General features: G+C 40.7%; 20 protein-coding genes, 1 other RNA gene and 1 pseudogene. 8 read left to right on the plus strand and 14 right to left on the minus strand.

Going from position 1 to position 24,013, the window contains the following annotated elements; genetic code table 11:
• Window positions 1-24: 24 nt before the first annotated feature.
• Both rnpB and rsmI read right to left on the minus strand, forming a co-directional pair.
• Window positions 25-374, minus strand: an RNA gene (gene rnpB / locus Q0791_RS11585) — RNase P RNA component class A.
• A gap of 430 nt (window positions 375-804) precedes the next feature.
• Window positions 805-1,659: a 16S rRNA (cytidine(1402)-2'-O)-methyltransferase gene (gene rsmI, locus Q0791_RS11590; protein WP_299006308.1), complete on the minus strand. Its 855-nt coding sequence runs from the start codon at window positions 1,657-1,659 to the stop codon at window positions 805-807.
• 89 nt (window positions 1,660-1,748) lie between these two features.
• On the opposite strand from rsmI, the gene Q0791_RS11595 reads away from it, so the two are divergent.
• From Q0791_RS11595 to dolP, 4 genes are all read left to right on the plus strand, one after another.
• Window positions 1,749-3,590 carry a penicillin-binding protein activator gene (locus Q0791_RS11595; RefSeq protein ID WP_299006311.1) on the plus strand — a complete coding sequence of 614 codons (1,842 nt, stop codon included), beginning with the start codon at window positions 1,749-1,751 and terminating at the stop codon, window positions 3,588-3,590.
• A 202-nt stretch (window positions 3,591-3,792) separates the two neighbouring features.
• Window positions 3,793-4,128, plus strand: a complete 336-nt coding sequence (locus Q0791_RS11600) for a YraN family protein (protein ID WP_299006313.1) — start codon at window positions 3,793-3,795, stop codon at window positions 4,126-4,128.
• 95 nt (window positions 4,129-4,223) lie between these two features.
• On the plus strand, window positions 4,224-4,817 hold the full coding sequence (locus Q0791_RS11605; RefSeq protein ID WP_298775560.1) for a phosphoheptose isomerase: 594 nt from the start codon (window positions 4,224-4,226) through the stop codon (window positions 4,815-4,817).
• A complete protein-coding gene (gene dolP / locus Q0791_RS11610) occupies window positions 4,814-5,383 on the plus strand; it encodes a division/outer membrane stress-associated lipid-binding lipoprotein (RefSeq protein ID WP_299006315.1) in 570 nt (189 codons plus the stop codon). Before Q0791_RS11605 ends, dolP begins: the two co-directional genes overlap by 4 nt.
• Before the next feature lie 53 nt (window positions 5,384-5,436).
• Here the strand turns inward: dolP and trpS are convergent, their stop codons facing one another.
• The 3 genes from trpS to rpe form a co-directional block, all read right to left on the minus strand.
• Window positions 5,437-6,447 (minus strand): tryptophan--tRNA ligase, encoded by a 1,011-nt coding sequence (trpS, locus tag Q0791_RS11615; protein WP_299006317.1) that lies wholly within the window; start codon window positions 6,445-6,447, stop codon window positions 5,437-5,439.
• A gap of 72 nt (window positions 6,448-6,519) precedes the next feature.
• Complete coding sequence (locus tag Q0791_RS11620; RefSeq protein WP_299006319.1) at window positions 6,520-7,194, minus strand: phosphoglycolate phosphatase; 675 nt, start codon at window positions 7,192-7,194, stop codon at window positions 6,520-6,522.
• A 6-nt stretch (window positions 7,195-7,200) separates the two neighbouring features.
• Window positions 7,201-7,875: a ribulose-phosphate 3-epimerase gene (gene rpe / locus Q0791_RS11625; RefSeq protein ID WP_299006321.1), complete on the minus strand. Its 675-nt coding sequence runs from the start codon at window positions 7,873-7,875 to the stop codon at window positions 7,201-7,203.
• Between the two features lie 160 nt (window positions 7,876-8,035).
• On the opposite strand from rpe, the gene Q0791_RS11630 reads away from it, so the two are divergent.
• Window positions 8,036-8,392 carry a hypothetical protein gene (locus Q0791_RS11630; RefSeq protein WP_299006323.1) on the plus strand — a complete coding sequence of 119 codons (357 nt, stop codon included), beginning with the start codon at window positions 8,036-8,038 and terminating at the stop codon, window positions 8,390-8,392.
• Window positions 8,386-8,571, plus strand: a complete 186-nt coding sequence (locus tag Q0791_RS11635) for a DUF2970 domain-containing protein (RefSeq protein ID WP_299006326.1) — start codon at window positions 8,386-8,388, stop codon at window positions 8,569-8,571. Before Q0791_RS11630 ends, Q0791_RS11635 begins: the two co-directional genes overlap by 7 nt.
• Window positions 8,572-8,726: 155 nt before the next feature.
• Here the strand turns inward: Q0791_RS11635 and Q0791_RS11640 are convergent.
• The 9 genes and pseudogenes from Q0791_RS11640 to pilM form a co-directional block, all read right to left on the minus strand.
• Window positions 8,727-9,548 (minus strand): annotated as a pseudogene (locus Q0791_RS11640) (Dam family site-specific DNA-(adenine-N6)-methyltransferase); the annotation flags it as partial.
• A 52-nt stretch (window positions 9,549-9,600) separates the two neighbouring features.
• Window positions 9,601-11,010 (minus strand): ATP-binding protein, encoded by a 1,410-nt coding sequence (locus tag Q0791_RS11645; RefSeq protein WP_299006328.1) that lies wholly within the window; start codon window positions 11,008-11,010, stop codon window positions 9,601-9,603.
• Window positions 11,011-11,028: 18 nt separating this feature from the next.
• Window positions 11,029-12,108 carry a 3-dehydroquinate synthase gene (aroB, locus tag Q0791_RS11650; protein ID WP_299006332.1) on the minus strand — a complete coding sequence of 360 codons (1,080 nt, stop codon included), beginning with the start codon at window positions 12,106-12,108 and terminating at the stop codon, window positions 11,029-11,031.
• Window positions 12,109-12,111: 3 nt separating this feature from the next.
• Window positions 12,112-12,627 carry a shikimate kinase AroK gene (aroK, locus tag Q0791_RS11655; protein ID WP_299006335.1) on the minus strand — a complete coding sequence of 172 codons (516 nt, stop codon included), beginning with the start codon at window positions 12,625-12,627 and terminating at the stop codon, window positions 12,112-12,114.
• 390 nt (window positions 12,628-13,017) lie between these two features.
• Window positions 13,018-15,021 (minus strand): type IV pilus secretin PilQ, encoded by a 2,004-nt coding sequence (locus Q0791_RS11660; RefSeq protein WP_299006339.1) that lies wholly within the window; start codon window positions 15,019-15,021, stop codon window positions 13,018-13,020.
• Between the two features lie 48 nt (window positions 15,022-15,069).
• Window positions 15,070-15,597, minus strand: coding sequence for a pilus assembly protein PilP (locus tag Q0791_RS11665; protein ID WP_299006363.1), 528 nt, complete (start codon window positions 15,595-15,597; stop codon window positions 15,070-15,072).
• A 20-nt stretch (window positions 15,598-15,617) separates the two neighbouring features.
• Window positions 15,618-16,232 carry a type 4a pilus biogenesis protein PilO gene (locus tag Q0791_RS11670; RefSeq protein WP_299006340.1) on the minus strand — a complete coding sequence of 205 codons (615 nt, stop codon included), beginning with the start codon at window positions 16,230-16,232 and terminating at the stop codon, window positions 15,618-15,620.
• Complete coding sequence (locus Q0791_RS11675; protein ID WP_299006343.1) at window positions 16,229-16,813, minus strand: PilN domain-containing protein; 585 nt, start codon at window positions 16,811-16,813, stop codon at window positions 16,229-16,231. The genes Q0791_RS11670 and Q0791_RS11675 overlap by 4 nt, the downstream gene beginning before the upstream one ends.
• A gap of 1,013 nt (window positions 16,814-17,826) precedes the next feature.
• Entirely contained in the window at window positions 17,827-18,870 is a 1,044-nt protein-coding gene (pilM, locus tag Q0791_RS11680) for a type IV pilus assembly protein PilM (protein WP_299006365.1), read from the minus strand.
• Between the two features lie 563 nt (window positions 18,871-19,433).
• Between pilM and Q0791_RS11685 the strand changes: the two genes are divergently transcribed.
• On the plus strand, window positions 19,434-21,998 hold the full coding sequence (locus tag Q0791_RS11685; protein ID WP_299006345.1) for a penicillin-binding protein 1A: 2,565 nt from the start codon (window positions 19,434-19,436) through the stop codon (window positions 21,996-21,998).
• 719 nt (window positions 21,999-22,717) lie between these two features.
• Entirely contained in the window at window positions 22,718-23,977 is a 1,260-nt protein-coding gene (locus Q0791_RS11690; protein WP_299006367.1) for a hypothetical protein, read from the plus strand.
• Window positions 23,978-24,013 lie beyond the last annotated feature (36 nt).

Genomic DNA, 24,013 nt, shown 5'->3' on the forward strand with positions numbered 1-24,013 from the left:
TTTTGCTCTTAACTAAGAGAAATTAGGTTGAGTTGGCCGATAAGCCGGGTCCTGTCGTGGACAGTTATTCATCTAGGCCTGCAATCGCTCACAGGCTCAAGCGATCTACCCGGTTCCAACGCGAGCCACGCCATACGGAACCCTATTTGATCTTGCTTCGGGTGGAGTTTACCTTGCCATGGACTATTACTAGCCATGCGGTGCGCTCTTACCGCACCCTTTCACCCTTACCTACTCAATAAATTGAATAGGCGGTCTCCTCTCTGCTGCACTTGTCGTCGGTTCACACCGCCCAGACGTTATCTGGCACCCTGCTCTATGAAGCCCGGACTTTCCTCCCCGCCCAAAGGCGCGGCAACTGTCTGGCCAACTCGGCGCGGAGTATACCTCCAAGCCTTGTATCAATGCAACTTACTCAGTCCAACCGATGCTTTTATAAACAAACCTACCCTTTCAACTGGCTTTTAAACCTAAGGTAACCCCCTACTTACATCATTGTGATAACATTGCGTTTTTCTTTAAGTCGCAATACCTGACTTATCCCTATAAGCCTTAGGAATATCAGACTTACCAAAATCAGCCCTTATCAATATAAACCTTAATAAACCTTAGGAATATCGGCCATTACAAGCCTAAAGTGAGTCCTTGTTTATTGCTTGTGATAACAGTGCATTTTTCTTTAAGCCACAATACCTGTTTTGTCGATATCAGCCGTTATAAACCTAAAGCAAGCCCTTGTTTATTGCTTGTGATAACAGTGCATTTTTCTTTAAGCTGCAAGACCTGACTTATCGATATCAGCCGTTATAAACCTAAAGCGAGTCCTTGTTTATAAAGTGCATTTTTCTTTAAACCATAAATTTCGGCTGTTATTGCCGCCGCTTTTTTTAAGGGCAATTCTTTACTCAATAATGTCAATGTTTCCAAAACCTTAACAGATAAAGCAGACTCATCACCTGCTATTGTCTCACTGCGAAAGCCATGACACATGAGCACTATCTCCCCCTTTTGCTGATTAGCATCACTCGTGACCTGTGCTAATACCTCTGCTGCAGTGCCCGATAAAAAGGTTTCAAAGACTTTCGTCACCTCCCTTGCCATGACCACCTGCCGATCATCTCCAAGTACAGAAGCTATCGAGGTTAAACTATGGACAATTCTATGAGGTGATTCATAAAAAATTAACGTGCGCGGATCCTCTTTCAACGCGGTCAACTTATCGATGCGGCCTTTTTCTTTTGACGGCAAAAAACCTTCAAATGAAAACCTATCCGATGGCAATCCCGATGCACTTAAGGCCGTAATCGCTGCGCAAGGGCCAGGTAAGGGGCTGACATTAAATCCTGCTTCCCGTACTTGGAAAACCAAATGATATCCAGGATCAGAAATTAACGGTGTTCCCGCATCAGAAATCAGTGCCACTGACTCACCGTTGGCTAATTTTTGAATGATCCCTTGAGCCCGATCACGCTCATTGTGATCATGTAAGGCGATTTTTTTGGTCTCAATACTAAAATGGTTTAATAATTTACCACTGTGTCTGGTGTCCTCACAGGCAATCAATGATACCTGCTTAAGTACTGTTATTGCACGAGAACTTATATCCTCTAGATTACCAATGGGCGTTGGAACTATGTAAAGTGCGACCGGTAGGGTCATATTTACCTCTGTATAGATTATCAACAAGACTTTCGTCAAACGTAAGAGAAGGTTAAACTACTGGCAGCATCTTACCAGAGTAAAGACCTGTGTTAAAAAGCCTGAAGACAACTAAATTAATTTCTATCGCTGTGTTATCGGCAGTTTTGTTCGGTTGTGCAACGCCAACCGGCCCGGTAAAGACTGAATCGACTAGCATTTCTTTAATCAGCGCCCCTTTAACATCGGCGCAATACTTAGCCAAAGCAAAAGCTGAAAAAAATCAGTCAATACGTCAACGCTACTTCTTATTGGCAGCTCATGCCATGATAAATGCGGGTGATGACAATACTGCCGAGCAGTTGCTGAACTCACTACAGTCCACCTTATTACCCGACAGCGAATTACAAGCTGAATATAAATACCTCAAGGCTCGCGTCTTTAAAATGCAATCTCGATATGCTGACGCCATTAAAGTATTAGACTATTCGACTCATTGGCAGTTAGCCAAATGGCAGTGGGTCAGTTACTACCAATTAAAAGCGCAGCTTTATCAAGAGCGTAATCAACCCATAGAAGAAGTGCGTCAATTAAGTCTTCTCGAGCAATATTTGCCTATAGCACAAGCGAATGAAGTCAATGACACTATTTGGCGCACACTGCAGCCTCTGTCAGAAGAAACCTTGAAGCGTTTTTCAACAGATAGTGATGACTCTACATTTGCCGGTTGGTTACAACTCGCCTACTTAACTAAGCGTTATGCCGTCGATCCCAATCAGCTTGTCAGCCAGCTAAGTCGTTGGCAGCAGCAAAACCCAACTCATCCTGCCACAAGAAAGCTGCCAACGGATCTCGAAAAGGCGCTCAACACTAAGCCTTACAGCCCAAATAAGATTGCGGTGCTTTTACCCTTAACAGGATCCAGAGCCGATATCGCCAATCCAGTTAAACAAGGCATTATGGCCAGTTATTTAGCTCAAAACGACAAGAATGTAACAGTCAATTTTTATGATACCGCACAAGATCCTAACGCGGCTTATCAGGCTGCGGTAAATCAAGGCGCTGAATTTATTATCGGCCCTTTATTACCCAGTTCTGTTGCTGCCTTGCAAGCGACAATAAAAAATAAAGGGGAGCAAGGTAAAGTCATACCACAGCTCTTTCTCAATACCGTTAAAAGTGACACCCCCAATAAAGATCAATATTATTTTGCTTTATCACCCAGCGATGAGGCTAATGACGCGGCGAACCGATTATTTAAAGATGGCATTAAAGTGCCGCTGATCTTAGCCAGTAATGACAAGCTTGGTCATAATATGGCAGACAGTTTTAACAAAACATGGCAAGCCCTGACTCAAACTCCCGCTGAAATTCACTATTATGATGCTGGCGACAAAATGAAAGTCACAGTCCAAAAAGCATTAGGCGTGATTGACAGCAAAGAGCGTATTGCCGCGTTAAAAGGTCTTCTTAATTTACCGATCAAAGCAGACTTTCGCTCACGCCGAGACATAGATGCCATTTACATGTTATCAGCCAGCCATGATTTAGCCTTACTTAAACCCTTCATTGATGTTAATTTCAGTGTCTTTGCCCAGCCAGTGCCTCTTTATGCCAGCAGCCGCAGTCATTTGAAAGATGGAGGCCGAGAAGCCGATGAAGAACTCAATAACCTGACTATCAGTGATATTCCCTGGCTTATTCGTCAAGATTCAGATACTCGCACCGTCAGTCAATTATGGCCCACTTGGAGTAACAGTAAAAAAAGACTCTATAGTATGGGCTATGATGCCGTCGATCTTGTGGATAAATTAGCACAAATGCGTGCCTTGCCTGGCTACCAACTGGACGGACTCAGTGGCACTTTATCGGTCAATCAGCAAGGGGTCGTCAACAGACAATTAAGTTGGGGACGCTATCAAAGAGGCAATTTAAAGCCCCTAGCAAAATAGTCCCCAGCCAGTGTTATTGCTGACAAAGTGCCTCGTTGGCAATAACACTGTTTTGTTGCTTTAAGTTAAGTGATATGAAAATGTTTCACTAACCGAATGAGACGAGAATAAGGATCCACTGCCTTAAGCATGCTACAACTCGCACAATGGCGTATTTTGGGTATATACTCAAGCTCATTGGAAGTCACTTCAGGACGTTAGCGTGCTCAAAGGTCACCAAGGACAAGAAAGTGAACAAGCGGCCATTAGCTATTTGAAACAAAAAGGTTTACGTTTCATCGCCAAAAATGTCCGTTTCGTCTTTGGTGAAATAGACATAATCATGAAAGAAGGTACTGTTTGGGTATTTGTTGAAGTAAAATACCGCTCAAATGTACAATTTGGTGGTGCAATTAATGCCTTAAGTCTAAGGCAACAAAATCGCATAAAACGTGCTGCGAGCCATTACTTACAATTAAAACAAATAGATGCAGTTTGTCGATTTGATTTTATCGCTATTGATCCAAATAATATTGAATGGATCCGCGATGCATTTTAATTTTATCGCCGCCTATGGCCAACCATGGTTTATGCAATCAAGCATTCCAGTCAAGTGACTAAGCAATAGAGCAAACAATCGTTAAGGATTTATCAATGTTAGACCGTATTAAACATAGTTTTACCGAATCCATTCAAACCAAAATTGATGCGTCAGAAGCCTTACCTGAATCCATCGCTAAAGCCGCAGAAATGATGGTCAATTGTTTACTCGGTGGTAATAAGATTTTAGCTTGTGGTAATGGTGGCAGTGCCGGTGATGCACAACATTTTTCAGCTGAGTTATTGAATCGATATGAAGTTGAACGTCCTCCACTTCCTGCCATTGCCCTAACAACCGATAGCTCAACATTAACCGCCATCGCTAATGATTACAGCTATGATGAAGTTTTTTCAAAGCAAATTTTAGCCTTAGGTCAGCCTGGAGACATTCTATTAGCCATCTCAACCAGTGGACATTCAGGAAACGTGATTAAGGCCATCGAGGCCGCATTAAGCCGCGATATGACCATTGTGGCACTCACAGGGAAAGACGGTGGCCCAATGGCTGGATTACTCAGTGTCAATGATGTGGAAATTCGTGTGCCTTCTAATGTCACTGCGCGCATACAAGAAGTCCACCTTTTGGCTATTCATTGTCTGTGTGACAATATCGACAGAACCCTTTTTCCACAGGATGAACAACAGTGAGAACCTTGCTCACATTCATTTTTCCTCTTTTATTGCTACAAGGCTGCGCTGGCGCACTGGTTGTGGGCGCCGTTAGCGGCGCCATGGTGGCCAATGACGAGCGCCCAGTCAGTACACAGCTAGATGATACCAATGCCAGCTTTAACATTGCCAGTGCACTGTCTTCCCAGCCAGACTTAAAAAATCAGACCAATATTTCAGCCGTTGTTATGAATAACAACGTACTGTTAATTGGTCAAGCTCCCAATTCAATGCTCAGGAATAAAGCCATTAATATTGTTAAAGACTTAGGCTTAGGGGGGAAAATTCACAACCAAATTCGTATCGGTAATCCTACGTCTTTTACGACACGCAGCAATGACACTTGGATCACCACTAAAGTAAAAGGTCGTATGCTGAGCGAACAAAACTTAGATATGACCAATATCAAAGTCATTACGGAAAACGGAGAAGTCTTTTTAGTTGGCTATGTTGCAAAAGAACAAGCCGACCTTGCCGTTGAAGTTGCCCGCAATACGTCAGGCGTACGTAAGGTCATAAAAGTCTTTGATTATGTTGATTCGTAAAATAAAAAAACCTGCATATGCAGGTTTTTTTATTTCAATACAATTTGAAGAGCTTACACTAACAAACCAATTTTTTCATAAACCTTTTTAAGGGTCACTTCTGCACGCGCCTGCGCCTTTTCAGCACCTTCATGCATAATTTGATTCAACAAGGTTTGATCCGCTCTAAACTCATTATAGCGGGCCTGCAATGGCTCAATCATGCTGACGACCGCTTCACCTGCTGCAACTTTTAAATGGCCATACATCTTACCTTCAAATTCGTTTTCCAAAGAGGCAATACTTTGACCTGTCACACCCGACATTAAGCTCAATAAATTAGACACACCAGGTTTGTTTTCAACATCAAAACGTACCACTGGCGGCTCTTCACTGTCCGTCATGGCTTTTTTGATTTTTTTCATGATCTTCTTAGGATCTTCAAGCAAGCCAATCACATTATTACGATTATCATCAGATTTAGACATCTTCTTTAATGGCTCTTGCAATGACATGACTTTTGCGCCTAATTCAGGAATAAAAGGCTCAGGGACAGTAAAAGTATCCCCGTAGGCATTGTTAAAGCGTGTCGCAATATCACGGGTTAATTCAAGATGCTGTTTTTGATCTTGTCCAACAGGTACTTGGTTCGCTTGGTACAGTAAAATATCCGCAGCCATCAACACAGGGTAACCAAATAACCCCACGTTAATATTACTAGCATGCTTTTGTGATTTATCTTTAAACTGCGTCATCCTATTGAGCTCACCCATCTGAGCATAACAATTGAGTGCCCAACCCAGCTGAGTATGTTGCGGCACTTGAGACTGAATAAAGACAGTGCTCTTTTTAGGATCGACACCACAAGCTAAATATAAGGCTAAGGTATCAAGGCAAGCTTCACGCAACAATTTAGGATCTTGACGCACTGTAATAGCATGTAAATCAACCACACAATACAAACAATCATGGCTATCCTGCATCGCCACCCACTGACGTAATGCGCCCATATAGTTACCTAAGGTTAACTCCCCTGAGGGTTGTGCTCCACTCAGAACGATAGGTTTAGGCTGTGACGTGGTCATTATTTTCATTACTCCATAAGTGCATCAAGTCAATAATTTAAATACCCAATGCGTAAATTTAAAATTATATAATTACAGTATTAGCGGTATAATATCACGAATTTGATGGCAAACCGCATCAGGTTTGCTCAAACCAATATCTTCACCGTAATTGTATCCATAGGTCAAGCCGATTGATCTCACTCCAGCCGCTTTTGCCGATAAAATATCATTTCTAGAATCACCGACCATCATGAGTTCATCACCTTCCAAATCCCATAATTGCAGTAAATGCTGTAAAGGAAGCGGATCGGGTTTCATCGCAGAAAGCGAATCGCCACCTAACACCACAGAAAAATAATCGCTTAAACCAAAGCCATTCAATAAAGGCACAGTAAAGCCATAAGGTTTATTGGTCACTATGGCTAAAGGAATATTCGCCTCATGCAACTGCCCTAAAACACTTTCTACCCCATCATAGAGTCGGCTATGTTTCTGCAAGTTTTGCTGATAGTGCCACTTAAATCTGGGCATAACAGCATTCAATTGCTTCTGACTATAGGCCTCATCTGCTGCAAAGATTAAAGCCCTTTGCATTAACACTTCAGCGCCGTTACCTATCCATGAGCGTACCTGCGCCTCAGAACAAAGCGGTAAGCCTAATTCAACTAAGCTGTCTTGTACAGCAACCGTCAAATCCAGTGCACTGTCTACCAAAGTACCATCTAAGTCAAATGCCACAGCTTTAACACTGCCATCCTTTAACATTATCGATCAACCCTCGAGCGCCGCTAACTCATGACGCATAGCATCAATCACAGCTTTATAATCGGGTTGATTAAAAATGGCTGAGCCCGCAACAAACATATCGGCTCCAGCACGTGCAATTTCAGCGATATTATCCACTTTGACTCCACCATCAACCTCAAGACGAATGTCATAACCGCTGGCATCAATGCGCTGTCTCACTTGACGTAATTTATCCAAAGTCGAAGGAATGAAAGATTGTCCGCCAAAACCAGGATTAACCGACATTAATAAAATCACATCGACTTTATCCATCACATGATCTAAATAATGCAAAGGCGTTGCAGGATTAAAAACCAATCCCGCTTTACAGCCAGACTCTTTAATTAATTGTAAGCTACGATCAATATGCTCAGACGCTTCAGGATGAAAGGTAATGATAGACGCGCCGGCTTTAGCAAAATCAGGAATAATGCGATCAACGGGTTTTACCATCAAATGGACATCAATATCAGCCGTGATCCCATAATCCCTTAACGCTTGGCAAATCATAGGGCCCACGGTTAAATTTGGCACATAATGATTATCCATCACATCAAAATGAACCACGTCGGCTCCCGCCGTTAAAACAGCATCAACATCACTGCCTAAACGAGCAAAATCGGCAGAAAGAATAGAAGGAGCAATTAAAAATGGGCGCATAGTCAAACTCATGTTCATGTGTAATAAGTAGGCTATTTTACCCCTTAACCCCATAAAGACACTACTTTTTAAAACACTTTTTTTGTTACAATTATGTTTTAATTGGTTTTCGTTTTGTTATAATCACAAACTCGCAAAGGAAGGCAATCAAGGAAATACCATGTTAAGGAAGCTTATAGGGTTTTTACACATGAAAATGATGATTTTTTTCGTGAGTTGCGCTTTAGGTTTAACGCTATGTTTACTGCACTCAAGCAGTACCATAACCGTTCAGTCACCCAGTCGTTATTGTGCACCCCAAACAAACATAGACAAGCAATATTTACCGAGCCATCGACCGAGTCAACATTGTGAGACCCAAGCTCAAACAATCACTTGGATGAACTGGCTGATCGGTAATAGTCTGACAAACCAGCTACATTTTATCGACTTTTTGGAATTGCTGCACGGTAATAACCGTATTCCTTTGAGCCAAGTGACTTTAATCAATAGCCATCAGAGCCTTAAATTATGCTAAAAAATATCTGGCAACTACTGATCAGCACACTTGCCGCTTTTTTCGGTGTGCAATCCGAGCAAAATCGCGTCCGTGATTTTCAAACTAAATCCATCGTTCCTTTTATCATTATGGGGGTTTTCATTGCGATCATCTTTGTGGGTAGCTTGCTCTTTATTGTTACCCAAGTATTAGGTTAAATTTCCACTGAATTTTAAGGCAAAAAACCTTGCTTATGCAAGGTTTTTTCTTAGCATGATAGCAATTATCACCCCACAGATTTCTTTCTCTTTATTGTCGATACCGCTCCACCTTTCTTCAATGCAATGGTGGTCAACTTAGCAGATTCTGCATGGTAAGCATCATCGTATAAAGCAAATAATTCATCCACTTTTTTACGAGCGCTCCCTTTTTGGCTAATATTGCGTTGCACTTGCACTTTAGCTAACAGCGCACCATGATATAGCTCACGGGTCAATGGAATATCATGATTACTGATGAGCACTGAAATGCCACGATCAATAGCCGTATGCCGAGAAATTTTTGCCAAGATGGCTTGATCATCTAGACTAAACCCTGCGCCAACATAGGTCGTAAAACTGGCTGTTGTAGACAAAGGAGCATAAGGCGGATCGCAATACACCACATCCCCCTTGCGGGTCATATTCATGGCTTCCTCGTAACCCACGCATCTAAATTCTGCTTTTTGTGATTTAACTGAAAATGCACGGATCTCTTGCTCAGGGAAGTAAGGCTTCTTATAAGAGCCAAAAGGCACATTAAACCCACCCTTTCGGTTGTATCGACATAATCCATTAAAGCCAAAACGATTCATATATAAAAAATAGACTGAACGCTCAAAGGGATCACGGCTTTGATTAAATCGTTCACGAATTTGATAATAGGCCGTCTCATTATTCATCTCATCCACAAACAAGGCTTTTGCTGCATTGATGTAGGATTCAGGATCATGCTGTACGATTTTATACAGATTTATCAAATCTTGATTAATATCGCATAATAAATAGCTATCAAAATCAGTATTAAGAAACACTGATCCCGCCCCAACAAAAGGCTCAACCAATCTATTACCTTTTGGAAGATATTGCGATAAGGCTTCAATCAGTTTAAATTTTCCACCAGCCCACTTTAGAAAGGCTCTTTGTTTTTTGCTCATTTAAATTGACTGAATACCATAAAAAAAGAAGCACATGATTGTACTCTGTTTATTACTGAATTTCACGGCTTGGAACACTGACTTGTAATTCATATGCTCTTAAATCAGCCCAACGACGCACCCAAGGTTTATTAATGTTATATTTTTCAATTAGATATAATGAACTCTTATTTGCAAATTCTTTTTCGTCAAACTGACCCGCCAAAACAAGCCACCCCTTATTATATCTGGCAATACTCAGATCTTTTACATCCTTAACCCTTGTTAATAAACGATAAAGTGTTTCTATCTTAGTTACATTCGCCAGCTGCAATGTATAACCTTGTGTGGGTCGAATACTCAATAAAGTTGGCCAAACAATCAGCGGTTGTTCAGCACCGCTTTCAACTGCTGCTTTTTTCCCCTCCTTTAACTCCTGCTCATTGCCGCTATTGGTCAATATTTCAGCTTGAATGGGCTCATCACTCTTCATCGCTCTTTCAACAGGTCTCTTTTCTACTTTCAAAGGCACAGAAGCCATTCCCTCATCATGATCCACGCTCCATGCTTTATCCGCTTTGAAATCCCACTCTTTTTGAGAGTTAACTGTGGTGATAGATTGCAAATTCGGCACTGGATCTAGCGGTTTTGGAGTTAAAAGAGCGCTATTATCTTGACCATCAATAGGCAATTTTAGCATCCATAATCCCATTGCTGTGACAGACACCACAAAAACAACGGCTGTCACTAAAGTCAGACTCATCCATTTAGGCATGACTTTGGCACTCGCCTTTGGATCACTGGAAACAAGCTCTTCTTCATTCTGTTTCGACAACTCAAATAATGCCAACACTTCCGCGGGCGTACCAGATTGTGCTGATAACTTTTCAAAAATGCTATCAATATCAATACAGGCTCCTTGTCCATTCAATGACAATAAAGTGTTATATAAAGACTGTCTTTCAACTAAAGGTAAAGGAGAAATACTCATCGGCAATAGGGATTGAGTTTGTATGGCTGAAACTTGGGTACTTAAAGAAGAGAGCAATGCATTATTAGCAGTACAAACCACACGTATGTCAGTGTTAGGTAATGACAATTGTATTAAAGCTAAACACTCATTCCATATCTCATGAGGTAAATAATCAGCATCATCAATGACAATACAAAGTGCTTTAGGCAATGACTGGGCAGCTTGTAGCAAGCTATCAGGCAAGGCTAACTCATCATCAAAGATGGGATCGTTAAGTAATTGAATGAGGATCTTTCGACGAATTTCATGGCTATCGCAATACTGAGGGCAAGTGATCAAAGCCAGACTGTGATCTTCTAATGTATCAAGCAAGGCCGTGATCATGGTCGTTTTGCCTGAGCCTTGCTCACCCATTAACAGGATTAACTGATCACCATATAAACTAATATGCTGCAGCCGCAATAACAAGGCTTCTTGGCTAGGTAATAATATCGACTCTGATGGTGTCACTTGTCATCCATTTTCAAGTTATGCGCCGCCAATGACCTCTCTTAATATGGCTTCACTGACGTCACTATAAATACCGGCTTGGCCAATAGCAGTAGGTAATACTAACCTAATTCTACCTTGTTTCACTTTTTTATCACGCTGCATATGCTTAATAAAATGTGAAAACGTCATCGAATGAGGTGCTTCAACGGGTAAATCAAAAGCAATAAATAAGGCACGTATTCTTTCAAGATCATTTTCCTGAATGAACCCCATTTTCATTGCCGTTTTTGCCGCTAATAGGGTGCCAGCGGCAACAGCTTCACCGTGTAGCCAAACGCCATACCCCATCTCAGCTTCAATCGCATGACCAAATGTATGCCCTAAATTTAACAGAGCCCGCACAGCTTGCTCAGTTTCATCCAGTGCAACCACCTCAGCCTTAATTTCACAACAACGACCGATGGCATATTTTAGCGCCTCATTATCAAGAGCTTTTAACTCTTTTACATGATGCTCAAGCCACACAAAAAAATCGTGATCCCAAATAATCCCGTACTTAATCACTTCTGCCATTCCTGCTGCAAATTCTTTAGCGGGTAATGTTGTAAGACAATCAGTATCAATGAGCACGAGTTTAGGTTGATAAAAAGCACCAATCATGTTCTTACCTAAAACATGATTAACAGCCGTTTTACCACCAACGGAAGAATCAACTTGTGCTAACAAGCTTGTTGGAATTTGGATAAAATCGACACCACGCTGATAACAAGCCGCAGCAAATCCTGTCATGTCACCAATCACTCCCCCGCCTAACGCAATCAAAACCGTATCTCGGCCTAAATTTTGTTGTAAAAGGGAAGTAAAAATCGCGTCCATTTGAGCCAATGTCTTATATTGCTCACCATCCGGCAAAATAACCGGTTCAACAAGCGAAGAATGGGCTAACAAAGCTTGCACTTTCTCAAGGTACAATGGCGCGATTGTCGAATTAGTCACAATCAAGACTTTTTTGTTTTCGAGGTGGTGAGCAATACACTCACCATTACTCATCAAATTCCGGTCAATCACTATCGAATAACTACGCTTACCTAGCTCAACCTGAATTTGTTTTGTCATGATTTAAAAACCTAGCTGATCAATAATTTGATTTGCGACAACCTTTGCACTCTGTTCATCGGTTTTCACGATAACATCAGCAATTTCTTCGTAAAGTGGATTACGGATCGCAGCTAAATTTTCTAAAACTTCTCTTGGATCTTCTACTTGTAACAAGGGACGACGCTTATCACGCTGAGTACGCGCAACTTGCTTATCAATTGTCGTTTCCAAGTATACGACTATCCCGCGAGCAGACAGATTGTTTCTGATCTCCTTGCTTTGGATTGAGCCGCCTCCGGTCGCTAATACAATTCCTTGCTTTTCAGTTAAGTCAGCGACGACTTGTGTTTCACGAACACGAAAACCTTCTTCGCCTTCGACATCAAAAACCCACGCTATATCCGCACCTGTGCGGTTTTCAATCTCTTGATCTGAATCGTGGAACTCTAAGTGCAGCATCTGCGCTAGATGTCGACCAATGGTGCTTTTACCTGCGCCCATAGGTCCTACTAGAAAAATATTACGTTTTTCGGCCATTTCTTATACGTCTGAATCTTATATGAAGTTTGCCTACATCGATTTGAAAAATAAAATCGACCTTAAATGTTACCTTGCTCGCTTGAGACTTGACCACTGATTATCTCAGTTAAATAGCCTGAATGGCAAGTAGTGAAATTAAATTCTCTTGAAAATGTTCACCTATTTATCACCTATCACATTAAAATCAATATGTTATATAGAGTAAATTTATGCAACAAGAGTGTCTCTCAAACCAGCATAAATTGTAAAGAATGGCACTTTAAGAAAAATATCAGCCTTAAGTGCAATAAACACTAAGATCTCCCCTCCAAAGCGATAAAAGTCAACAGGTCAAATTATAGCCAACCACAAAAGTCTTTCAATAGAATAAAAGCTGTCACTACACAATTACTGTGAAATAATTTTGGGTGTCACAAAAATCAGTAATTCCCGTCTTTCATTGCTTTTTGAACTATTTCTAAAAAGAAACCCTAAATAAGGGATATCCCCTAAGATCGGCACTCGACTGGAACTATTAATCATGCTTTTTTGATAAATGCCCCCCAATACAATTGTCTCACCATGATCCACCAACACCTGAGTACCAATACGTTGAGTGTCTATTGTGAGCCCTCCTTCAGTATCAAAACTTGGCGTATCATTGGTTATCGCTAAATCTAGAATCACCTTATTATCTGGGGTTATTTGTGGTGTCACACTTAAGGATAATACGGCTTTTTTATAAGTCACTGACGTTGCACCACTGGATGTGGCTTCTTCGTATGGGATTTCAACACCTTGCTCTATATAAGCCGCTTTTTGATTAGATGTGGTAAGCCTAGGACTGGAAATAATTTCAGCTTTATCTTCTTGTTCTAAGGCAGTTAGCTCTAGATCTAAAATCGTCCCATCCGTTAGCTTAGCCACATGAAAAGCAATACTGGTTGGGTTTACTCCAATAGGGTTAGCCGGTAAATTCACATTTAACCGCTCAGCAATGGGCGGCACCTCGCCATTGGTAATTTGCTCTGCCCCCGCAATCGTTCCAGAGGTACCTGCATCGTCTTGTTCATCAGTGATCCCCCAACGGATCCCCAAATCTTCACTCACATTATCTCTGACTGTCACGACCCTCGACTCAATCAATACTTGCTTAATGGGAATATCTAACACTTCAACTAAACGATGAATGTTTTTTAAGCTTTCCTCAGTATCTTTAAGCAATAGCGTATTGGTTCTTTCATCGACCGCCACACTGCCTCTAGGTGACAATAAACTGGACGTATCCCCTTTCAATAAACTGGCAATATCAGTGGCTTTAGCATAGTTAATTTGAATATATTCAGAATAAAGCGTGGATAATTGAATAATATCTTGTTTATTTTTAAGCATTTGACTCTCGCGTAAAGCCATTTCTTCACTGGGGGCCACTAATAAAATATTGCCTTCGATGCGCTTGTCTAACCCTTTGGTCTGTAAAATTAAATCTAATGCTTGATCCCAAGGCACATCCTCTAGATGCAGCGTGATATCACCCTTAACGGTATCGGTCGTCACTAAATTAAATTGGTTGTAGTCCGCGATAATTTGTAGCACTTTATTGACCGCAATATTCTGAAAATTTAACGACAAAGTTCGCCCAGTGTATTTTTTTACCTGACTCCCCCCCCCTAAATTCACCGCTTCATCAACAATAATTTTTAATAGTCGACCTTCTTGTTGGGATCGATAGCGGTAATTGCCTGCCACATTAATGTTAAAGCGCGTCATCTTCGACTCTTTAAATGTCTCAACATTATTCACTGGCGTCGCAAAATCTTTTACGTCTAAGGTATAGACTAGATCTGTGTCAATATTAGTATTATATAATTGCAACTCAAGTTCCGAACCTAACTGACTAAGGTTAAAAGCAATATTGCTATTACTAAAATAAACATCAATCTCCCCGCCACCCGTATCGGTTCTTTTAAAATCAATTTTCTCTACTTTATTAATAAAATAAGATTGACTTGCCATGGCCATTTTATTATCACTAATAACCAATCGAAAACGATTACCTTCAATCATGGGCTCAAAGGCTTGTAGCTTATTCAAATCAATAATGACATCCAAACTCTCGCCATTATTAGCAGTCCTGACGGCATTGACCCCCATTTGATTAATCATCCATTGATTTTTTTCCAATAAGGAAACACTCTCGTTAAATCGCAAAATAATTCGCGCAGGATCGGCCTGTAATCGTGTTTCAGGCTCATTCACTAAAGGAGATTTAAAAATCAATTCTAATACAAATTGGTGCACTAACTGATTATGATATTTCACCTCCATCAAACGATTCACATCAGCAGCAAACGTACTAAGGCTAAATAAAAACAAAATAAAGCCATAAAAGAAACCTTTATTTTTCATCATGATTCTTTCCCTGAAAGTGGTTTTTCTTTAATCTTATTTTTCACCAAACTAACGGCTATCTTCATCCACTAATGTCAAATGACTGCTTCTATGAGTCCAACAGCCACTACCATCAGGAATAAGTTCTACAATCTCAATACTTTTCTTTGTAATAACCTTAATTTGTCCATGATATAACCCTAAGTAATCTCCAATGGATAACCTATGCACTTTTCCATCATAACTTTCTATCAAAGCCCAAATAGTCGGTTGTTTGGCAATATGAGGATCCGTGAGTGTGCCTCTCATTTTTAAATTATCTAAGGCATAAGTTTCGAGATGCGATTTTTGTCTGTTCAATTCAGGCTGTAAACAATCTTTTGTGATGTCTATCGCTTCTTCTGTTTGCTTACGAACAGGAAGCACATAAGGGCTTCGCTTTCCTTTGCCAGCGTAATCAAAGTGTTCAAACTTTGGGGTTGCCTTTAAAGGCGCAATGAGTGCAGTATGTTGCTGTTTAGTCTGCTGTACAAATTGCTCTAGATCTGTCTTATCGCTGCAAGCACTATTAAAAAACAAGGTCCATACACCGCACATCGTCAGTGATTTTACTTTCATCATTTTTTGGCCTTCTTCTTATCTTTTACATTCGCTCCCTCTTTAAAACGATAAGTTTTTGCTAATACCTCCATTTCAAGGGCTTCGAAGCCTCCTTTTTTCAATGTAAAATCATGCAAACTGACAATACGTGGTAATTTCGCCACTCCACTAACGAAATCCCCCAATTCGTGGTAATCCCCACTCACTGAGATTTTAATGGGAAATTCAATATAAAAGTCCTGCTGTAATTCGCCCCTCCATTCTAAGCTCTTAATGGTAAGCCCAGCATTTGTCGCCACAAAAGTGACATCATCAATCAAGCCAGGCATCTCATTTTCTGAGGGGAGCATCTTCAATAATTCAGCAAATTGTACTTCCATCAATGCCAGTTGTTCACGGTAATGCTCAAGATTAGCAGCCAATTGATATTTATTTTTAAATGACAACTTCAACTTATCTTCTTTTTTTTGCATGGCATCGAGTTGTTGAATGGCATTTGAAATCACCAAAAAATAACTGCCAATAAACACCCCCAAAGCCAAGAGTAACGCAAAAAAAACTTTCACGGCCTTAGGCCAACTTCCCATATTTTCAAAATCGACATCTTTGAACTGATCAAAATCAATTCTCATTGACGCTCCTTAGGGACACTCATCTTTTGAACATGTTTGGTGGCATTCACAACCGACACTTGTAAAATAAAACGCTGTAGCTGCCTAGATGCTTCATCATGAACGGTGATCAACTGCATATTAGGATCATGAAGCCATTGAGATGCTTTTACTTTTCGCATCATATTCGCCACATGATTATTAGACTCACTGCTCCCTTCAATTAATAGTGCCGATCCTGTTTTTTTAACACTGGACAAATACACTCCAGCAGGCACCACTTTTACAAGCTCATCCAACACTCGTGTGGGTAAATTCCTTGCTTGCTGCAGATTTAAAATAATATCGGTACGTCGTTCAATGTCTTTCTTTCGTTCACGAATGGATTGAATTTCTCCAATTTGTTCATCGAGAAATTGTATTTCAAATAACAAATAATCATTACGTCCTTTTTGCTCAGAAATAAGACCATTAACAACCAATAAAGACAGGTAACTCATGAGAACTGAAACTAAAAAAACCAATATAAGCACTCGAACATAGTCTTTTTTTCGCTGCTCCCTCGCTTCTTCACGCCAAGGTAATAAATTAATATTTGCCATAGGTTTCCTATATCAGCTTATACTCCAAAGCTAAACTCAATTCCGTTATTTAAAAAAGATCCACTCAATAACCTCAATCAACACACTGCATCCCATACAATGAGGGCATTAAATCAAATCGGCCACTTTCCATAGCTTCTTAGTGCTAAACCCAAAGCTAACATGTACATAGATTCAACCATCTGTCATTGCAACTGCTGTTTAATCACAGCCAAACCAAACAAACCTTCCATGCTGGCATCTCTACAAAGTACAATGTGACGTTAAATCGGCCACTTTCCATAGCTTCTTAGCGCTAAACCCAAAGCTAACATGTACATAGATTCAACCATCTGTTGTTCCAGTTACTTTTTAATCACAGCCAAACCAAACAAACCTTCCATGCTGGCATCTCTACAAAGTAAAATGTGACGTTAAATCGGCCACTTTCCATAGCTTCTTAGCGCTAAACCCAAAGCTAACATGTACATAGATTCAGCCATCTGTTGTTCCAGTTACTTTTTAATCACAGCCAAACCAAACAAACCTTCCATGCTGGCATCTCTACAAAGTACAATGTGACGTTAAATCGGCCACTTTCCATAACTTTCGAGCGCTAGACCCAAAGCTAACATGTACATAGATTCAGCCATCTGTTGTTCCAGTTACTTTTTAATCACAGCCAAACCAAACAAACCTTCCATGCTGGCATCTCTACAAAGTACAATGTGACGTTAAATCGGCCACTTTCCATAACTTTCGAGCGCTAGACCCAAAGCTAACATGTACATAGATTCAGCCATCTGTTGTTCCAGTTACTTTTTAATCACAGCCAAACCAAACAAACCTTCCATGCTGGCATCTCTACAAAGTAAAATGTGACCTTAAATCGGCCACTTTCCATAGCTTCTTATTGCTAAACCCAAAGCTAACATGTACATAGATTCAACCATCTGTCATTGCAACTGCTGTTTAATCACAGCCAAACCAAACAAACCTTCCATGCTGGCATCTCTACAAAGTAAAATGTGACGTTAAATCGGCCACTTTCCATAGCTTCTTAGTGCTAAACCCAAAGCTAACATGTACTTGGGCATCTGTAAGTGCAGTTGCTTTTTCATCACAGGTGATGCAACCAAGTTCCCCAGAAAAGGATCCGCTATCAATGTTTCAATATTCAAATCACTTTTAATTCTGTCAACCAAACCTTCAATACGGGCGCCACCACCACAAAGCACAATATAGTCAATACCTTCTCTCGTACTCACCGTATAATAAAGTTGTAAAATATGTTTGATTTTTTGCAGTAATTGCATTTGAAAAGGCCCTAACACTTCCTCCCGATAAGATTCAGGAAGCTCTCCCACTATTTTTGCTTTTTCGGCCTTATCAAAGGGCAATGCGTATGCTGACACAATCGCTTGGGTGTAAGCTTCTCCTCCCGTATCTTGGCTTCGAACAAAAACAGTTTCTCCAGATTCTACTATCGCAAGCGTTAGCATATTGGCACCCACATCAATCATAGCGGTGACATTTTGCTCTTCTTCATTAGGCAACTGGTGCTTAATAAACTCATAGGTGCGCCCCAAGGCATACCCCTCAATGTCCACAACCTTCACTTCTAAATTAACATCATCTAACGCATCCACTCGACTATCGATAGTATCAGTGCGACAAGCACTTAATAGCACATCGACATTGCCTTCTTCGATTTCTTCATTATCTAATAATTCAAAATCAATACTGATCTCATTTAATGGGTAAGGAATAAGACTTTCTGCTTCAAGCTCAATTTGGGCTTCCATTTCAGCTTCGGTAAGAGAAGCATCCATTTCAATCACTTTATTAATCACCGCAGATCCCGATATCGCCACAGCCGCAAACTTGATGCTTTTAGGTAAGGTTCGTTTGATTAAACTCAACACTTCAACAAGCGTCTTTAAATCTTTGACTTCTCTGTCAACCACAACCCCTTTGTTCAAAGGAATCGAAGCATGACGAATAATATGATAGTCCTGCTCTTTCTTGCTTAATAAAATGGCTTTGACTTCATGGGAGCCAATATCAATGCCCACCATCAAAGGGGCAGAATGAAGCCAAGACTGAAATTTTGACCAAACGACTTTTGAAAACCATTTATGTGAAAGCCACTGTTGCAATAACATAGTCTCTATCACTCTTATTCAAAATAAGTATTTGGGCTGATTAACATAGGACGACATAAACGGAGCAATCAGGTCGAAAGACAACTGAGCAAGCGATGAAGCATTTAAACAATAAAACGGTAAAACAAATACCTTTCAATGACTCTATTTGTACAAAAAATTGCCTCTCTTTACAATTGCTATTTTCAAATCACATCGCCCCCCATGGTAAATTAAATCTAATATGGAAAAATTACATCCTTTTTATACCAACAAAACGCAACATAAAAAGAATAAAAAGTCACACAATAATTTGTTTTTTAAACACTATATTCCCCCGTTATTTGTAATAACATTCACCTGCTATTCCATTTATTTAAAATGCTATTCTAGAAAATAGATTAACCTCAGCTTAACCTATACTGTGGCGAAACTGGCATCTTCAACTACCTTAGGTATATACTACTGGGCCTATTTATCCTTGGTGGAATTATTTGGTGAAGTGGTTTAAACGTCTTACAATTGCTTTTTTTAGCTTAACTCTATTGGGCATTTTAGCGATAACCGCAGCCTATTATTATGTGCTGCCGGATCTTCCTGATGTCAACACACTGAAAACCGTTAAGCTTCAAACCCCTCTTAGAATTTACACCAGCGATGGTAAACTCATTTCTCAGTTTGGTGAGAAAAGACGTATTCCTCTGGAATTAAAAGATATTCCAAAACCATTATTACAAGCTTTTATCGCCACTGAAGACAGTCGTTTCTACGAACACCAAGGCATTGACCCTATTGGCCTTTTCAGAGCTGCTTTGGTGATGATCACCACAGGTAAAAAGAAACAAGGTGCCAGTACTATCACAATGCAAGTGGCGCGAAATTTCTTTTTAACCCGTGATAAAACCATCATTCGAAAAATTAAAGAAATTTTTATCTCCATTCATATCGAACAACTGCTCACTAAAGATGAAATTTTAGCCTTGTACGTTAATCGTATTTATCTGGGCCAAAGGGCTTACGGTGTCGGTGCGGCAGCTCAGGTTTATTACGGTAAAGATGTGGCTGACTTAACCTTACCTGAAATGGCAATGATAGCAGGTTTGCCCAAAGCACCTTCAACAATGAATCCCATCACTTCTCGCACCCGTGCTCTGAGTCGCCGTAACGTCGTACTCATGCGTATGCATGATGTCGGTTACATCACAGATCAAGAATATACAAACGCGATAAAGCAACCATTAACGGCCAGTTATCACGGTGCTGAGATTGATTTTTATGCTCCTTATGTCGCAGAAATGGCGAGGGATTATTTAGTCGCTAAGTTAGGAGAAGAAGAAGCTTATACCGGTGGTTATGATATTTATACCACTGTCGACTCCAAGTTACAGCGTGATGCACAACAAGCATTAAGAAACAATGTATACGCTTACGATGAAAGACATGGGTATCGAGGGCGCACTAAAGTTTTATGGACTGATACACCACCGAGTATCGATGAAATCACCGCAAAATTGAAAAAAACCACTGCTTTTCAAGGTTTGCAACCTGCAGCTGTCATGGCTGTCGATGATAAAAGCGCCACTGTTCTTACAGCAAAGGGAGAAAGCATTACACTGCCTTGGGACGGGATCAAGTGGGCAAGGCGCTTCATCACTAATAAGAAACAAGGCCCTGCTCCCAAAACAGCTACCGATGTATTAACCATAGGCGAGCAAGTTTGGATTCGAAACAATGGCCAAATTTGGCAACTCTCTCAGGTGCCACTAGTCTCCAGTGCTATTGTCTCTATTGACCCGCATGATGGCGCCATTAAGGCCTTAGTGGGTGGCTTTAGCTTCTTTATGAGTCAGTATAATCGCGCCACCCAAGCCAAACGCCAGTTAGGTTCCAATATCAAACCTTTCATCTACTCTGCCGCGTTAGAAAAAGGATATACTCTAGCCACATTAATCAATAATGCTCCGATTAATCAACCGGATATTCGCCAAGGTATTGCATGGCGTCCTAAAAACTCACCGGATGTTTATGGCGGTCCAACGCGATTACGCTTAGGGCTTGCTCAATCCATTAACGTGATGGCAGTCCGAACCATGCGTTATACCGGACTCAATGCCGCTATAAAAGAGTTAACAAAGTTCGGTTTTGATCCTGCCGACTTACCTCACAATGAATCTTTAGCCTTAGGCTCTGCATCAGTAACACCATTGCAAGTGGTTACCGCCTTTTCAGCCTTTGCTAACGGTGGCTACTTAGTCACGCCTTATTATATAGAACGAATAGAAACAGCAACAGGTGATATTATAGAGCAAGCTAATCCTACCCTTGCCTGTACACCCAGTAGCGATGATGCACAAAACGCACCATCTTCAAGCAATACTGGCGATCTAGTGGATTCAAACTTAAGCATTGATACGGTCAATACGGTCAATACGGTCAAGCAGACGGCGGGGCCAATCGATCAATGTGGCAACTACAATGCCCGTTTTGCTCCACAGATTATTTCTCATCAAACCGCATTTTTAATTTCAGATGCGCTTAAAAGTGTTATTTGGGGCGGCGGAAATTGGAGCAAAGGCACAGGCTGGAATGGTACTGCTTGGCGCGCTTCTCGTGATGTAAAACGCCATGATATTTCTGGTAAAACAGGAACAACCAATGAATCCCGTGATACTTGGTTCAGTGGCTTTAACCCCAATTTAGCGACAACGGTTTGGGTGGGATTTGATGATCACAGCCAAGAGCTCGGCCGCACCAGTTGGAATAATAATGGCCCTAAAACGCAAATATTCCAAGCCGAATCAGGCGCTAAAACCGCAGGCCCTGCATGGAATGCATTTATGAAAGATGCCCTAGCTGGCACCCCCGAAATTCCCTCATCACCGCCGCCAGGGATTGTTTCGGTGCGCATTGATTTAGCCACAGGAAAACTAAGTCATAAAACGGATTATACCAGTCGGTTTGAATATTTTGTGGCGGGCACTGAACCCACGGAATATGCCACACAATCCAATGATGAAGGCAGCATTTTTATCGATAATTCAACCGATGATCTCTTTCAGTAACTAATCTAATATCATTTAAAATGCCGCCTATTCCTAAGGCGGCATTTTTCTATCTCCCCTTTATCATCGAACAAACTGACTCATTTAGACGAATGTCTATGTTAAATAAATAAGGCCTGAAATGATTTTTTATTCATGTCAACTCTCACTCTATAGAGCATACAAAAACGCACATTTAGCTTTTAACTAAACAAAATACCAACATAAATATGAATAAAATACTCAGGCAAAACAGAATCACACCAAAGGCAAAGTCATCTTTAAAAAGTCAATAATTCATTAAAAAATAATGAGTAATTAGCCAATAACATCAGTCAGTCAATTCATTTTCCCCTCAAGCCTTGTTGATTAAAGCACTAAGACAGGAACACCCTATGGAATGTAATCGATAAAGAGTAATAACTCACACAATAAAAACAAATAAACAACAAGTAAAAAACAAAATATGTGTAAATAACCATTTGATATTAGTTAAAAAATAATAATATTACTGCCATGCATTCTTAATCTAGATAATAACGGATTCAGACACTTTCTCTATTTGATGAGCACAACATGAACAGCCGTTACTTATCATGCATGCAGCGTGATATTCGCTTTAACTGCCAAATTGGCAATACATACAGTAAAAATGGAATTTTATCAAAATGAATACCACAGATCTTACACTAGAAGGTCATAGCCAGCCTATTGCATCTGCTCCCCATGAAGTGGCCAACATGACCATAAGCCAATGGAAACAAGCCACTCGTTTTGACAGTGTCGATATTGGCTGGATTGTCATGAGTATCGGCATGGCAATTGGCGCAGGTATTGTGTTTTTACCCGTGCAAGTGGGCGTCATTGGCTTATGGGTTTTCTTATTCTCCGCCATTATTGGCTATCCAGGCATGTACTTATTTCAAAAGTTATTCATTAACACCTTAGCAGAATCAAAAGAATGTACCGATTACCCTGGGGTTATCAGCGGCTATTTAGGTAAAAACTGGGGAGTCGCTTTAGGCGTACTCTACTTCATCATGTTGGTCATTTGGATGCTAGTCTATTCCCTGACAGTCACCAACGACAGCGCCTCCTATTTACACTCTTTTGGCGTGACTCAAGGCTACCTTAATGAAAATGTTTTTTATGGTTTAGCCTTAATCTGCGCTTTAGCTTTTATTGGATCCATAGGAGAGCGGTTTTTATTTAAACTGTCTGGCTTTATGGCAGTGACCGTACTGGCCTTAGTGGCCGTGATGGGCTTCTTATTAATATCACGCTGGGATCTCGCCAATGTTCCCGCAATGGGCACTTGGTCTGAAATGGCAAAACAAGCCATTATCACCCTACCTTTTACCTTAACCTCTATCTTATTTATTCAATCATTAAGCCCCATGGTGATCTCTTATCGAGCTCATGAAAAATCCATAGAAGTGGCACGCTTTAAAGCCTTTCGTGCCATGAAAGTTGCCTTTACTATACTTTTTGTGTGTGTCTTTTTCTTTGCCGTCTCTTTTACCTTAGCCATTAGTCCTGAGCAGGCACGAGAAGCCCAAAGCCAGAATATTTCCGCCTTAGCGATTATTGCTCACTACTATCCTGGCAGCTGGGCCACCATAACCGGTGTGGTGATCAATCTTTTTGCCGTTGTCACCTCATTTTTTGGTGTGTTTCTCGCCTTTCAAGAAGCCTGCCGAGGACTGGCTATGAACTTACTGCTTCGCCATTATCAAGCTGAGCAAATCAATACGAAAAAAGTCAACCGCGCTATTACCGTATTTATTATTCTGTTTGCTTGGGCGGTGATCAGCACCAATGCGCCAATTTTATCATTCACATCCATTTCTAGTCCCATTTTCGGCTTAGTCGGTTGTCTCATTCCAGCCTATCTAGTCTATAAAATGCCAGCGCTGGCAAAATACAAGGGGCCCGCCACTTGGTTTATTATCATGATAGGTATACTCCTATGCATTTCCCCCTTGTTAGCTTTTTTGTAATCGCTGTTTGTCAGTAAGCAACAAGAATAATTCAAG

The organism is uncultured Shewanella sp. (assembly GCF_947495455.1).
Taxonomy (GTDB): domain Bacteria; phylum Pseudomonadota; class Gammaproteobacteria; order Enterobacterales; family Shewanellaceae; genus Shewanella.

What these genes read in the sequence shown, in the direction of transcription:
- rsmI (WP_299006308.1), bottom strand. Translation starts at nt 1,659, where the DNA reads ATGACCCTACCGGTCGCACTTTACATAGTTCCAACGCCCATTGGTAAT.
- Q0791_RS11605 (WP_298775560.1), top strand. Translation starts at nt 4,224, where the DNA reads ATGTTAGACCGTATTAAACATAGTTTTACCGAATCCATTCAAACCAAA.
- trpS (WP_299006317.1), bottom strand. Translation starts at nt 6,447, where the DNA reads ATGACCACGTCACAGCCTAAACCTATCGTTCTGAGTGGAGCACAACCC.
- Q0791_RS11620 (WP_299006319.1), bottom strand. Translation starts at nt 7,194, where the DNA reads ATGTTAAAGGATGGCAGTGTTAAAGCTGTGGCATTTGACTTAGATGGT.
- rpe (WP_299006321.1), bottom strand. Translation starts at nt 7,875, where the DNA reads ATGCGCCCATTTTTAATTGCTCCTTCTATTCTTTCTGCCGATTTTGCT.
- Q0791_RS11630 (WP_299006323.1), top strand. Translation starts at nt 8,036, where the DNA reads ATGTTAAGGAAGCTTATAGGGTTTTTACACATGAAAATGATGATTTTT.
- Q0791_RS11635 (WP_299006326.1), top strand. Translation starts at nt 8,386, where the DNA reads ATGCTAAAAAATATCTGGCAACTACTGATCAGCACACTTGCCGCTTTT.
- aroB (WP_299006332.1), bottom strand. Translation starts at nt 12,108, where the DNA reads ATGACAAAACAAATTCAGGTTGAGCTAGGTAAGCGTAGTTATTCGATA.
- aroK (WP_299006335.1), bottom strand. Translation starts at nt 12,627, where the DNA reads ATGGCCGAAAAACGTAATATTTTTCTAGTAGGACCTATGGGCGCAGGT.
- Q0791_RS11660 (WP_299006339.1), bottom strand. Translation starts at nt 15,021, where the DNA reads ATGATGAAAAATAAAGGTTTCTTTTATGGCTTTATTTTGTTTTTATTT.
- Q0791_RS11665 (WP_299006363.1), bottom strand. Translation starts at nt 15,597, where the DNA reads ATGTGCGGTGTATGGACCTTGTTTTTTAATAGTGCTTGCAGCGATAAG.
- Q0791_RS11670 (WP_299006340.1), bottom strand. Translation starts at nt 16,232, where the DNA reads ATGAGAATTGATTTTGATCAGTTCAAAGATGTCGATTTTGAAAATATG.
- Q0791_RS11675 (WP_299006343.1), bottom strand. Translation starts at nt 16,813, where the DNA reads ATGGCAAATATTAATTTATTACCTTGGCGTGAAGAAGCGAGGGAGCAG.
- pilM (WP_299006365.1), bottom strand. Translation starts at nt 18,870, where the DNA reads ATGGTGGGCATTGATATTGGCTCCCATGAAGTCAAAGCCATTTTATTA.
- Q0791_RS11690 (WP_299006367.1), top strand. Translation starts at nt 22,718, where the DNA reads ATGACCATAAGCCAATGGAAACAAGCCACTCGTTTTGACAGTGTCGAT.